The sequence below is a fragment of the Thermodesulfobacteriota bacterium genome (assembly GCA_039028315.1).
Taxonomy (GTDB): Bacteria; Desulfobacterota_D; UBA1144; order Nemesobacterales; family UBA2774; genus CR02bin9.
Genome location: JBCCIH010000038.1, coordinates 1 through 13,333, shown reverse-complemented (window position 1 = coordinate 13,333; position 13,333 = coordinate 1). Strand labels below are relative to the sequence as shown.

Here is a 13,333-nt window from a genome sequence, read left to right as displayed (position 1 = left end):
TTCCAACATTATCTCAGTGGGGTCTGATTTCACTTGCCGTGATAATAGGAATGTTGGGTTTTATTGTTATTAGAAGAAGACAGTCCATAGCTTAAAATAAAATTTCTAAACAATTTCTTAATGGGAGCATGGTGCCGTGTGAATCGGCTCCCTTATTTATTTCACCCTTGAAATAAAGAACTTAAAGGTATCAGAGTATTTGACTTATAATTGGCCTGTTGCTATCATTCTTTCAAACTTTAAAGCGGGTATGAGATGGGCTCTTCAAACAGCTTTGATAAACTTAGAAAAAAGATAGATTCTCTTGACGATGAGATCCTTGCACTCTTAAATGAGAGAGGGGATATTGCGCTTGAGATTAGAAAACTTAAAGCACAAAATTCTGTGGATGTATATGATCCAGTCAGAGAAAAGCTGATCGAAAAAAAGCTTAGGCAGCTTAATTCTGGTCCGCTAACCGATGAGTCGGTACTAAGAATTTTCAGAGAGATTATTTCTGCCTGCCGCACTTTGCAACAGCCGGCAAAAGTAGCCTACCTCGGTCCCGAGGGAAGTTTTTCTCATCAAGCAGCTTATAATGAGTTTGGGGGCTCGGCAGATCTTATACCCATAGCAAGTTTTGAAGAAATATTTGAAGAGGTTGAAAACGGCCGCGCTAATTTTGGCGTTGTGCCCCTTGAGAACTCTATAGAGGGCTCTGTGAACATGGTGCTTGATCTGCTATCGAAAACACATGTTGGAATAACGGCAGAGCTGTTTGAGAGAATTAATCACTATCTTCTCTCTAAAAGCGGCAATAAAAAAGATGTAAAGACGGTTGCCTCACACCCTCAGGCCGTAGCGCAGTGCAAGAAGTGGCTCAACAAAAATCTGCCTAACTGTGAGATTTTGGAGACTGCCAGTACTGCAGAGGCAGCTAGAATTGCCTCTAGGAGAAAAAACACAGCAGCCATAGCAAGTGAGCATGCCGCTTCGATATACAAACTTAAAGTCATTCAAAACAACATTGAAGAAAGCAGCCTTAACACCACAAGGTTTTTTGTTATAGGAAACAAAACGAATAAACCTACCGGAGATGACAGAACTTCAATTGTTTTCTCATTAAAGGACAAACCGGGCGCTTTGCAAAAGTCCTTTTTTCAACCCTTTGGTGAGGCTGGCATAAACCTTACGAAAATTGAATCCAGACCATCAAAAGAAAGACCTTGGGAATATCTGTTTTTTGTAGATTTTAAGGGACACGCTCAGGATAAAGTTGTTAAGTCTTTACTAAAGAAGCTTGATAAAAACTGTATATTTCTAAAAGTGCTTGGTTCCTATCCAGCGGGAAGTTAGGAAGTGAACTAAACTTTTTTGGGCAGGGTTATAATAAACCTGCTTCCTTTGCCTTCCTCACTTTGTACATCTATTTTTCCAGCGTGGATTATTACAATGTGTTTTACAATACTAAGCCCAAGACCGGTTCCTCCCATTTTTCGGCTCCTGGTTTTGTCGACCCTGTAGAACCTTTCAAATATTCTAGGAAGACTCTCTTTGGGTATACCGATCCCAGTATCGTAAATCTCTATTCTAAGTTCATCATGAGAAGGGTAAAGCTCTATCCCAACCTCGCCAAGCTCTGGGGTATATTTAACAGCATTATCTATTAAGTTTATAAACATTTGCTCAAGTAAGAATCTATTTGCTGTTATGATTTGACTACTAGTTGGGGATTTGAACTCCACTTTAAGTCCCTTTTCAGAGGCTTTTGATTTAAGGGCGTCCAGAGATGACCTTATTACTTCATTTACGTTAACATCTTCAAAGTCTCCGCCCTCGTTTTCATTAGACAGCGCATCACGACCTTCTACTTCTGATAACACCAATAGATCAGACACAATATTGATTAATCTGTCGGCGTGTCTTTTTATAATTCTTAAAAAATGCTTTTGGTCTTGAGGGCTCTCAAAGGCGTCTTCTTCCAATGTCTCGGTATACCCTTTAATCGCAGTAAGCGGAGTTCTTAACTCATGCGATACGTTGGCTATAAAATCAGCCTTAATATTCTCAAGCCTTTTAAATTCTGTTATATCAAACATCACTACGATCACTTCCTTCTCTGGCGAATCAAGCGGTATAACGTTTGCAAGATAATATCTTTCCTCAGGATATATATAGAAGATTTCTTTTGTGTCAGGCTGCCACTCCTCAAGAACGCTTTCAATAAGCGTTATGACTTCCCTGTTTCTTAGTACTTCCCAGAATGGCTTTTGGACTGGTTTATCCACAAGATTGAACATTTTAGTTAAGGCATCATTTATTATAACTATGTTTCCCTTTGCCGATACCACCATTACGCCCTCACTCATAGCACTTAGTACTGCCTCAAGCTGGTTTTTTTCATAAGAGAGTTGTTTAAACACTTCATTTAGCTTTTGAGTCATGTGGTTTAGAGCTTTTGTTATCTTAGGTATCTCACCCTTACTTTCAGACACTGGTATATCTACATTCAAGTTTCCCTTAGCGAGTTCTTCTGAGATGTTAATAATTCCCGAAAGAGATCTAGTTGTAGTTCTCGACACCAATAGAGATAAAATTAGTGCGAGAAGTGTCATCCCTATGCCCATATATATGACTTTTGACTCAAGTGGTATTAAGGCTTGCTCGATTATACTAAGAGGTAGTGCTGTTCTTATCACAGTAGGTGCTTGCCCATTATTTGATGAGTAGGGAACAGCGACATAGAACATTTCCTTTTGAAGTGTTGAGCTATAGCGTGTACTTTCTCCGATCTGATTATTATATGCCTGAACTATCTCAGGCCTTGCAGAGTGATTTTCCATCTCTCTTGGATTTTTAGTCGAATCCCCAAGCACAATTCCCTTGGCGTCAATTACAGTGATCCTTACGCCAGTTTTTTCACCGAGGTTAGAGACAACACTCTGCACTCTATCAATGTCTGGGTTTCTAAGTGTAGGAACTAAAACTTCAGTGCTAAGATTTGCTGCCGTAAGCAGCCTTTCTTTGGTAAGAGATTTGTCGTACTTGTTAAGCTCGCCGATTATAAGGAAGGTAAATATAAAAAGGACTAATACGATTATAAGAAAGCTTGATATAAACTGTTTCCAAAATATGCTCAACTGTTTCCTACTCTTCTAATTTGTATCCTATACTCCTAACAGTTTTAATCATATTTCCGGCAATTCCAAGCTTTTCTCTTAAATTTTTAATATGAACGTCGATGGTTCTATCATAAACTAATTTATCATCACCCCAAAGTCTTTTCTTTTTCAAAAGCTGATCTCTTGTAAATACTCTGCCCTTTCCCTCTGCAAGAACTTCGAGAATTTTAAACTCAGTTGTTGTTAGATTTAGCTTATTATTGTCTACGCTAACTTCATATTTTTCGGTATTTACGATAAGCGGGCCGATTTTAATTACATTTCCTTCATCTTCTGTAATCCCGGTTCTACGAAGAACTGTTTTAACTCTTGCAACAAGCTCGCGTGGACTAAAAGGTTTGACAATATAGTCGTCAGCGCCGAGCTCAAGCCCTACAACTACGTCTGCCTCACTAGCCTTTGCGGTTAGCATGATTATGGGAATAGAGCTCGTCGTGTTCTTATTCTTTAATATTCTGCATATCTCAAGCCCGTCTATTCCCGGGAGCATTATATCCAGAACTGCAAGATCAGGAAGCACTGACTCTATATAAGATAAGAAATCTCTTCCGTTGTGGAATTCCTTTACTTTGAATCCCTCACGTTTTAAGTGATGACCTACCAGCTCAACTATATCTTCTTCGTCATCTACTATGGTTATTAATTTTTCTGACATGGTGTTTTGATCCCTGGGTCAAAATATAATTTTATCATTGTATGTTATAGACTAAACGAAACCATTGTTGTTGCAATATACCTTCGCTCCACTTAACACAATCTTAACATTATTTTCACATCAAATTTATTTTACCGCTATATCTTCTAGGGCAAATCTATTTTAAGGAGGAGTTTGAGAGATGAAATCAGTAATTAGATTGCTTTTGATAGCAGTGCTCGTATTGCCGCTTTTTGGCAACGATGCTCAAGCACAATCAACAAGAGCTCAAATCCAAGATCTAAAACAGCAGATGGAAGCGCTCCAGCTTCAGAATCAGCAGCAGATGCAGCAGCTCCAGCAGCAAATAGAGCTATTGGAAAATGCTAGAGTAGCCGATCAAGAAGCTCTAATGCAACTTAAAGAGGAAGACCAAGACGCTTGGTACAACAAGTTTAAGGCTCAGTATAAAAAGGGCCTAACTTTCCAGGCTGGCGACAAATTCAAAATGAGGTTTAGAATTAGAGGCCAGGTGCGTCTAACTGTTAATGATCCGGATGACGGACTTGTTTCAACAAACTTCAGTATCGCAAGATTAAGGCTTAAATGGGATGGTTATGCATTTAAAAAATGGTTCCTATATACCGTTCAGGTTAATATCCCAGACGATTTGGACCTAAGGGATGCATACTTTACGGCGGCATATAACAACAACATTATGCCAAGGGTTGGACAGTGGAAAGTTCCATTTGGTAGAGACGAGCTTACCTCATCTTCAGCATTGCAGTTTATAAACAGATCAATCGTTAATGACGAATTTGGATTAGGTAGAGACCGTGGTGCTGCCGTTATGGGTGGATTTGGACCGCAGTACAACTTCTCATATTCAGTAGGTGTATTTAACGGTGATGGAAGAAACGGAAGTAGTGCTGATTCTAACCTGCTCTACGCTGGTAGAATTCAGTATGGTTTCGGCGGAGGAGATAAGAGGAAGTTTAAAGCCAATTCCTCATATAATACTGGCACACAGTACGGAATTAAACCTAACTTTGCAAAAGCTCCAACATTCGTAATCGGTGCTGCCGCTAGTACTATCCCAGGACTTAACTGCGATAGAAAATCACCAGACGGTGATCAGTGCGACAGATTCGATGAGCTTGGTTTAGTTCAGGCTGACATGACAACAATCACTGGTGATATCAACTTCAAAATGCCTATCTTCAACGTTCAGGGCGGATACTACGGAAGATGGATCGATCCTGATGAAGCTGGCATAACACAAGACACAGCTTACGACCAAGGTTTCAATGTTCAGGCTGGTGTTTTTGTAATGCCGAAAACAGTTGAATTCGCCGGAAGATACTCATACATCGATTATGACACATCTTCAGGTGTGCTACCTGCAGATGTTGGAAGCACTAGAAGTTCAACATGGACACTTGCTCCAGCTCTTAACTACTACATCTCACACGATCACAGATGGAAGATTCAGGCTGAGTATGAGTTTAAAAGAAATGAATTTACACAGGGAGCTTCAGACGAAGACGACAACAGGTTTAGTCTTCAACTGCAAGCTTACTTTTAGAAACAAAGTTTTAGGATAAACAGGAAAATAAAAAAAGATAACTAACTCATCTCTCTTTTTAAAAATTTTCCCTTTTTGTTCTGACTCCAAAACCTCAACGACCCGGTGCTCGAGTTAATCTCAAGCACCGGGTTTCTTTTTACATCTTCTTTATATATAGCCGGAGCTTCAATAATAAATTACACCAATCCCCTAATTACGGCGATGTAATATATAGAGTTTGGCATATTCTTGGATAGGAGACGGGCTAGAATTCTTAGTTAATCCGCCCGCCGCTATATAGCATCGAGCTTAGCTGGTTAGTAAAAGCCTTGGGAAGCTTACTTCTATTAAGATCGTTGACAGTTCTTTCTATATCATAAGACACTCTTCTAATATAAGGAACTCCATCATCAATGACCGCATATGAAGCTCTGGGGTTTAAATCTCTTGGTTGCCCGACTGATCCCGGGTTAAGAATTACAGTTGTTCCAAGTGATTTAATATATGGTTTATGGGAATGACCTACTAAAATATAATTTAGTCCTGCTTCATCCCGTTTTGCACTAGATATATGATCTATATTCTCTGGATGATCTTGAGTTATGTCGATATCTACCCCATGAACCAGTTCAAAGTTCATAGAATCTATCGAAAACTCATTATGTATCGGAAGTCTTCTTAGAAACCCGACCTCTTCACTTGATAAAAACCCCTCACCCCACTCCCTAGTAGCTGCGGATATTATATGCAGCTCACTTGGGCACTTACTATTAATACCGTAAGCCATTGCATGGTCATGATCTCCTCTAACTCCCCAAAAACGGGCTTTAGAGGATTTCATTAAGAATTTTATGCAATTTTTGGGACTTGGGCCGAAATCTACCACGTCACCAAGAAAAATAATAGAATCATAGGATTCTTTGTCCAAAATAGCCTCTAACGCATACCAATTAGCGTGTATATCTGAAAGTATTAGTATTTTCATATTAGAAATACTATAATGTCTGTATATGAACTGGGTGTTAAACAAATATGAAGTTTATGTTTATATATAGTATGTTACGCAGGTTTTAAGGGTCGTTTATGGGCATAAAGATATCCTATGTTCTAATATAGATGATTATTATATATCTGCATGAAATACTAATTTTAGTGTTATGATAAAAAAATGCATTGGAATTTTCCTAAAAACGTGATAGAATCAGTGGAAAGACGAAGAGAAATAGATGTAGGATGTATGCGAATTAAAAGTTAAAGTATATGTTGAAGTAAGTAAGACAAGTAAGCATAAAGCGTCAGGAGGTTGCTGTGAAAAACAAAAATACCTCTTGACAAAATTGTTTAATTTATATAAAGTAAGCGACAGAACTTTAAAAACCAAATAAAAGGAGGTAAGGAGAGATGAGTAAAGCCAAATGGCTTCTTATGTTTTTATTGGCTCTAACATTAGCCGTTCCTGCACAAGCAGTAGAGCTCACCCTGGGCGGCTTCCCAAGCTACATGCGTACAAGAGCGCGTTTTATTTCTAACGCAACCTTTATATCAGCGTTAAGCAACAACAACGCTAAAGCACTTGGGTTTAACGACAATAATGACAATATCTTTTTTGCAGATACCACTCTGCGTTTAACCCCACAGTTGGTGCTCAGTGATGCAGTAACAATCAGAGCACAGATCAACGTGTTTGATAACAACATTTGGGGTGGAGCAACATCAAGTACATTTGGTGGAGCAAACGGTGGTCAAACCCTTATTAACTCTAGCGTTTCTTTCAGCGATAGATTTAGGGGTGCCTTGCTAACCAACCCAGGAGCTATTGATGATCCTGGATTCTTTGATGTAAGAATGCTTCATGCGGATATCGTATTACCACACAACCTCGGATTTTTGAGAGTTGGTCGTCAGCCTTTTGACTGGGGTATCGGTATTTTAGCAAATGGTGGTTGGGATCCATATTCCGACCTAGGTTTTGTACTTGACAGGTTCCTATATCTTAAATCTTTCGCAGCCGGATCCGGATCTTTAACATTCGTATTCGTAACAGATAGATTTACACAAGGTAACAGTATCGTAACAGGAACTGGTGACGGTTGGGACGGTGGAGCAGCAGCTCTTATCTTTAACAACCCGAACATTATGGGAACAAACTTCACACTTGGTGGTTATGTATTCCCATATATCCATCAGACAAACATCAACAGCACACCTTTAAGCGGAACAGATCCAACTGCACCACCTAATGCTGCAGCTGCAAGATCTGGTGTTGACGTTGAAAGGTTAACCCTATTCTCTGGTTTACTCGATGTTAAAACTGATCTTTGGAGATTAGTTGGTGAGTTCCAGGCATGGCAGGGTGAATTTACAGTTGACGGCGCTGATGATATTGATGTTGACTTAAGCTGGATTTGGGCAGCTCGTGCAGAGGTTTATCCTGGATGGCCGCTAAAAATCGTAGCAGCTGAGTTTGGTTGGGCACAAGGTGATGACGCTAATGATGATGCACTAACAGGTAATGCTAGTACATTATACTTCAGCCCGGCTTATAACATTGATAACCTACTATTCAAAAACATGATTCCTAACATTTACAGACAGGAAGGTAGTGTTATTAACGCATACTACGCAAGACTTTGGGGAACAGTGAAAGTTATTGATTCAATCTCATTCACACCACAAGTACTTGTAGCGTTTAACCAAGAAACCAATAACGTAGCAGTAAACGGTGGCAACGCTGTTATTGACAGCCTTGACTCATACATGGCTACTGAGGTTGAAGGAACAATAACCTGGCACATTCATCCAGGTGTTAGCTTTGATCTAATCGGTGGTGTTGTGTTTGCTGGCGATAGTTTAGAAACTATGCTTGAAGCACAGGCTGCTGACATTCTAGCTCAGAATGAAATCAACGCTGATAGAATTAACTATGATGAAACACCTTGGACTATTCAGGGTAGACTTATGATCTTCATAGACCAATTCTTCAAGTAGAAATGAAACGATGAGAATGGCGTAAGCTAATCTCATTGCTAAAATTTAGCCCCTTCCCTTGCTTATGTGAGGGAAGGGGTTTTTTTATGTCTCAAGTTTTCTATATTGATAGATTTTGAAATAGATTAATTGCTGGATACCTTAAGAGATCTTCTGATTATGTCCCTCATAGTATCCATAGATTGGTTGCCGTAAACAGGTAGTTTCCCAATTACAAAAGTAGGAACACCAAGTATTAGATTATCCTCAGCATCTTTTTTATTATTCTCAATTTTGTCAAACATTGTACGCTTTGTTAGGGCTTCTCGCAGTTCCTCGGCATCTACATCAGCTTTCTTCCCTATATCTATAACAACTTCTAAATCTCCAATATTCTTCCTGTTTACAAAGTAGGCTTCATATATTGCATTATGGAAATCTAGAAATTTACCTTGTGTTTTAGCGAACTCAGAAGCTTCTAATGCCTTTCTGGAGTTTGTAGCAAACCCAGGGAGTTTTATGGCAATATTATCTTGTTCTGCCATAGTATATACAGTTTTAGCAAACGACTTTGACTTAATGGTTTTAGAACGGCTTTTGCCCTCTGGTGGGAATTCCGGATGAATCTCTGTGCCCTTCCACTCAAGCTCTAAAGAAAACTCCCTGGATAGCTCTAAGATTCGTTTTGTCCCTAAATAGCAAAATGGACATACGTAGTCGTAGTAAATTGTAATTTTCATAACACTACCTATTAATATAAGGCAGTTTACAAAAGATTAAATACTTATTATGAGATGTATTAGTGTTTAAAGTGTCTAAAACCTGTAAACACCATGGCGATGTCATGTTCATCACAAGCGTCGATTATATCCTGGTCTCTGATTGAGCCGCCCGGCTGCACAATGGCTGTAATACCAGCTTTGGCTGCCTCATCTATGCCATCACGAAATGGAAAGAACGCGTCTGAAGCCAACGTAGCTCCTTCAGTGGGCAGCTCGGCCTTTATAGTAGCAATCTTGACAGAATCGACCCTGCTCATCTGACCTGCTCCTATTCCGACTGTCTGACCGTCACGGGCAAAAACAATAGCATTTGACTTTACGTGCTTACAAACCGTCCATCCAAATTTGAGCGCTCTTAGTTCTTCATCTGTAGGCTGTCTTTTGGTTGCTACTTTCATATCGTCAAAATCTCTATCAATCCCTGTGTCTCTGTCTTGAATGAGTGCCCCACCGATCACCTTTTTAAAATCCAAACCTGAGCTGGATTCAAGTGGGAGATCAGGAGTTTTCATAACCCTTAAGTTTGTTTTACTTGATAATACCTCGAGCGCCTTATCTGAATACCCAGGTGCTATAACCACCTCTAAGAACATTGCTGCAAGCTCTGTAGCCGTAGCCTCATCTACTTCTCTGTTAAAAGCTACGATGCCGCCAAAAGAACTTACTGGGTCACATGCCTTAGCTTTTAGAAAAGACTCTACAACGCTCTCATCTGTTGCTACGCCGCAAGGGTTGTTATGTTTAACCACAACACATGCTCCTTGCTTATAATCTTTTACTGCCTCAAGAGCGGCATCGGTATCATATATGTTATTTAAAGACAACTCTTTTCCCTGTAGCTGAATAGAGTTTGAAATGCAGGGCTCTTCTAAACCCGACTCTACATAAAAAGACCCTTCCTGATGAGGATTCTCACCATATCTAAGCTTCATCTTTTTATCCATATGTACTGTTAAGCTTGGAGGGAATTTTGTTTTCTCGCCGTTCTCATCTATGCCGCCAAGAAAATTAGATATTGCAGCGTCATAGCGGGCTACATATGAAAACGCTTTGACTGCAAGTTTAAAGTTGGTTTCAGCAGATATGGAACCATCATTATCTTTAAGCTCCGTTAGCAGATCTGCATAATCCTCTGGGTGAGTTACTAGAGTCACATGCTGATAGTTTTTTGCAGCGGCCCTTAGCATCGTAGGTCCGCCAATGTCTATGTTTTCTATAGCTTCCATTAAATCGACATTTTCTTTTTTAATAACCTCTTCGAATGGATAAAGGTTAACAACAATCATATCAATTGATTCCATATCGTTTTCTTTCATCTGTTTTATATGTGTCTCATTATCACGAAGTGCTAAAACGCCGCCGTAAATTTTTGGATGAAGTGTTTTTACTCTGCCATCTAATATCTCTGGAGATCCGGTGTATTCTGAGATATCCATAACACTTACTCCAGAGTCTCTTAATTGCTTTGCGGTTCCTCCAGTAGATAATATTTCTACGTCGTATTGCTCAAGACCCTTGGCAAAATTGCTTATGCCCTCTTTGTCTGAAACACTTATTATTACCCTATTAATCTTGTTCATTTACATGCTCCTTTGCGGAAGTGATATAAAAGATGAAAGACGTTTTTACTCTGGTATTCTAGTCGGAAGTACGCTGCCCTATCGTGAGTAAAAACATTATTTTAGCAAAACGGGGTGAAATTCCAAGAGCACTCAATAAAAGAGTTTTGAGAAATCACTAATTGTTACGTATAATCTTTCTTTGTTACCTGATAGGTAGTAGTGTGTTACTCATTTCTATTCGGAACTTTTTGTCCTAAGGTTCATAATAATCGGGGGATTTAGTAGTATGAAAAATGAAAGAGCGATAAATTTTAGAGTAGGTTTATTTGTAATAATTGCCATAGCTATTGTTTCCACAATGATATTTATGTTAGGGGGAGAACAAAATTATTTCGAAAAAAGCTATACTCTCAAAACATCATTCAAAAACACTGCCGGCCTAATTAAAGGAGCCGCTGTAAGGCTCTCAGGAGTGCGCATTGGCGCGGTAACTGATCTTGGCTTTGCAAACGACCCTGTTGGTGACAAAGTGATAAACGTCACCATGCAGGTTAATAAAGAAGGCATGAGCCGATTAAACCCAGATGCCAGAGCTACCATCAAAACTGAGGGACTCTTAGGTGATAAATTCATAGAGATTATTCCTGGAACACAGCAGCCTCTAGCTTCACCTCCTGATGTTGTGACTATACAAAGCCAAACCCCAATTGAATTTGCGAGCATCATAGGCCAGTCAGGCGATCTTCTAGCAAATATTATCAGCATTTCTAAAAGCCTTGATAAAATAGTAAAGGGGATAGGAGAAGGTCAGAATTTAGAGAACATTAATCAGACAATCGCCAGTGTAAAAGCTACATCTGAAGCTCTTCAAGAAAACATGGAAGCTATAAAAAACGGAAATGGAATTCTAAACACGATGATTTATGGGCCTAAAGACAGCACAGGCGGTAAGATTGACGAAAATACTCTTATTAAACTAAACGGGGCTGTATCTAAGCTTGATCAGGTTCTTGATAATGTTAATCGAGGCGAGATAGATGTCACACTAGCCAATTTAGCTGTTGCATCTGGAGAGCTTAAAGAAACCATGGCCAATTTTAATGAGATATCTGAGATGTTAAGAGGCGGCGAAGGTACTTTAGGTGCCCTCATTATTGATCCAAGCATTTACGATAATCTAAAAGGTATATTGGGCGAGGCTGATAGAAGTAAATTTGTAAGAGCTGCTGTGAGGTATCTTGTCGATCAGGAAGAGGAAAACAGCGCTGAAAATCCTTCTACAAACTAGTTTTATTTGTAGTTTCTAAGTATTACCTAATCAAATTACTACCAAACCCTAGTTAATTTGTTCCAGTTTACAGGATATAATAGTTCTGTGACTGAAAGCAGAAAAACAGGGCACCTTCTTACAGAGAAAATAAACCCAAGAACAACCCATTTGGATACGTGCTCGCCTCTTGAAACAGTTGAGTTGATTATACAAGAGGACCGTGAAATAGTAGGCGCGATTGAAAAAGTAAAAAATAATATTGCAGAAGCCGTCGAGCATATTACAGGAAAATTGAAAAAGGGCGGCAGGCTATTTTTTATTGGCGCCGGCACAAGTGGGCGTTTGGGAGTAATAGAGGCTTCAGAGTGTCCTCCTACTTTCGGAACAGATCCAAAGCTGATACAGGCTTTTATTGCAGGTGGAAGAGAAGCTGTTTGGCAGTCTATTGAAGGCGCAGAAGACTCAAGGACAGAATCAAAAGAATTTCTAACTAAGTCCGAATTGACGAATGATGATGCCGTAGTCGGCATTGCCGCAAGTGCATCTACTCCTTTTGTAGAAAGTGGGCTTGAGTATGCCAAAGAGATAGGAAGCACTACAGTTCACATTACTTGCAACAAGGTGAGCTCTACAATAGCAGACGTTACTATTGAACTCTTAGTAGGTCCGGAGGTTTTGGTCGGATCTACTAGAATGAAGGCGGGCACAGTGACAAAGATGGTTCTTAATATGATAACCACTGCTTCAATGGTTCAGCTTGGTAAAACGTATGGAAACCTTATGGTAGATGTTCAGCCAAAATCTGCAAAGCTAAAAGATCGGGCAAAGAGGATAGTTATGAACATAGCCCAAGTGGATGAACGAAAAGCTTCAGACTTACTAAAGGCATCGAATTGGGATGTAAAAGCATCAGTTGTAATGGCTGTTAAAGAATTGAACTTTAAGGATTCGAAAAACTTACTTAAAACGCATAGAGGATTTTTGAGAGACGCACTTAATAAATAGCTAAACCTAGAGCGAACATGAGCAAAGATTTGCAATCACTATCAGGCAAACAAGAAAAAGTTGTGGTTGGCTTGATGTCAGGTACATCTAAGGACGGTATTGACGCCGCGCTTGTTAAACTCGTTGGATTCGGACTTTCTACAAAAATAGATCTTATTCATTTTATATCTCTTCCATATAAAAAAGAAATAAAAGCAAAGCTTGATAAATTAACAAAAGAGTGCTCACTAAAAGATATATCAGATCTAAATTTTATTATTGGTGATGAATTCTCAGAGGCTGCTCAAAAGGTAATAAGTGAATCTGGCTTAAGCTTCAATGATGTAGATTTAATTGGCTCACATGGTCAGACCGTATATCACAATCCGCCTTCTTATAAAGCCGG

General features: G+C 39.4%; 11 protein-coding genes. 6 read left to right on the top strand and 5 right to left on the bottom strand.

Going from position 1 to position 13,333, the window contains the following annotated elements:
- The first annotated feature begins 255 nt into the window (after window positions 1–255).
- Window positions 256–1,335 (top strand): prephenate dehydratase, encoded by a 1,080-nt coding sequence (gene pheA, locus AAF462_03920; GenBank protein MEM7008260.1) that lies wholly within the window; start codon window positions 256–258, stop codon window positions 1,333–1,335.
- A gap of 8 nt (window positions 1,336–1,343) precedes the next feature.
- Here the strand turns inward: pheA and AAF462_03915 are convergent, their stop codons facing one another.
- Together AAF462_03915 and AAF462_03910 are read right to left on the bottom strand one after the other, a co-directional pair.
- Window positions 1,344–3,119, bottom strand: a complete 1,776-nt coding sequence (locus tag AAF462_03915; GenBank protein MEM7008259.1) for an ATP-binding protein — start codon at window positions 3,117–3,119, stop codon at window positions 1,344–1,346.
- Between the two features lie 7 nt (window positions 3,120–3,126).
- Complete coding sequence (locus tag AAF462_03910; GenBank protein MEM7008258.1) at window positions 3,127–3,816, bottom strand: response regulator transcription factor; 690 nt, start codon at window positions 3,814–3,816, stop codon at window positions 3,127–3,129.
- 181 nt (window positions 3,817–3,997) lie between these two features.
- Between AAF462_03910 and AAF462_03905 the strand changes: the two genes are divergently transcribed.
- Window positions 3,998–5,380: a porin gene (locus AAF462_03905; GenBank protein ID MEM7008257.1), complete on the top strand. Its 1,383-nt coding sequence runs from the start codon at window positions 3,998–4,000 to the stop codon at window positions 5,378–5,380.
- 256 nt (window positions 5,381–5,636) lie between these two features.
- On the opposite strand, the gene AAF462_03900 is transcribed toward AAF462_03905, so the two are convergent.
- Window positions 5,637–6,347 carry a metallophosphoesterase family protein gene (locus AAF462_03900; protein MEM7008256.1) on the bottom strand — a complete coding sequence of 237 codons (711 nt, stop codon included), beginning with the start codon at window positions 6,345–6,347 and terminating at the stop codon, window positions 5,637–5,639.
- 416 nt (window positions 6,348–6,763) lie between these two features.
- Between AAF462_03900 and AAF462_03895 the strand changes: the two genes are divergently transcribed.
- Window positions 6,764–8,350, top strand: a complete 1,587-nt coding sequence (locus AAF462_03895; GenBank protein ID MEM7008255.1) for a hypothetical protein — start codon at window positions 6,764–6,766, stop codon at window positions 8,348–8,350.
- Between the two features lie 125 nt (window positions 8,351–8,475).
- Here the strand turns inward: AAF462_03895 and AAF462_03890 are convergent, their stop codons facing one another.
- Entirely contained in the window at window positions 8,476–9,069 is a 594-nt protein-coding gene (locus AAF462_03890; protein ID MEM7008254.1) for a DsbA family protein, read from the bottom strand.
- Between the two features lie 59 nt (window positions 9,070–9,128).
- Window positions 9,129–10,691, bottom strand: coding sequence for a bifunctional phosphoribosylaminoimidazolecarboxamide formyltransferase/IMP cyclohydrolase (gene purH / locus AAF462_03885; GenBank protein ID MEM7008253.1), 1,563 nt, complete (start codon window positions 10,689–10,691; stop codon window positions 9,129–9,131).
- Window positions 10,692–10,959: 268 nt separating this feature from the next.
- Here purH and AAF462_03880 point away from each other — a divergent pair, with 268 nt between their 5' ends.
- The 3 genes from AAF462_03880 to AAF462_03870 form a co-directional block, all read left to right on the top strand.
- Window positions 10,960–11,961 (top strand): MlaD family protein, encoded by a 1,002-nt coding sequence (locus AAF462_03880; GenBank protein ID MEM7008252.1) that lies wholly within the window; start codon window positions 10,960–10,962, stop codon window positions 11,959–11,961.
- Between the two features lie 87 nt (window positions 11,962–12,048).
- Window positions 12,049–12,948 carry an N-acetylmuramic acid 6-phosphate etherase gene (murQ, locus tag AAF462_03875; GenBank protein MEM7008251.1) on the top strand — a complete coding sequence of 300 codons (900 nt, stop codon included), beginning with the start codon at window positions 12,049–12,051 and terminating at the stop codon, window positions 12,946–12,948.
- Between the two features lie 17 nt (window positions 12,949–12,965).
- On the top strand, window positions 12,966–13,333 hold a 368-nt coding region (locus AAF462_03870; protein ID MEM7008250.1), incomplete at its 3' end, for an anhydro-N-acetylmuramic acid kinase.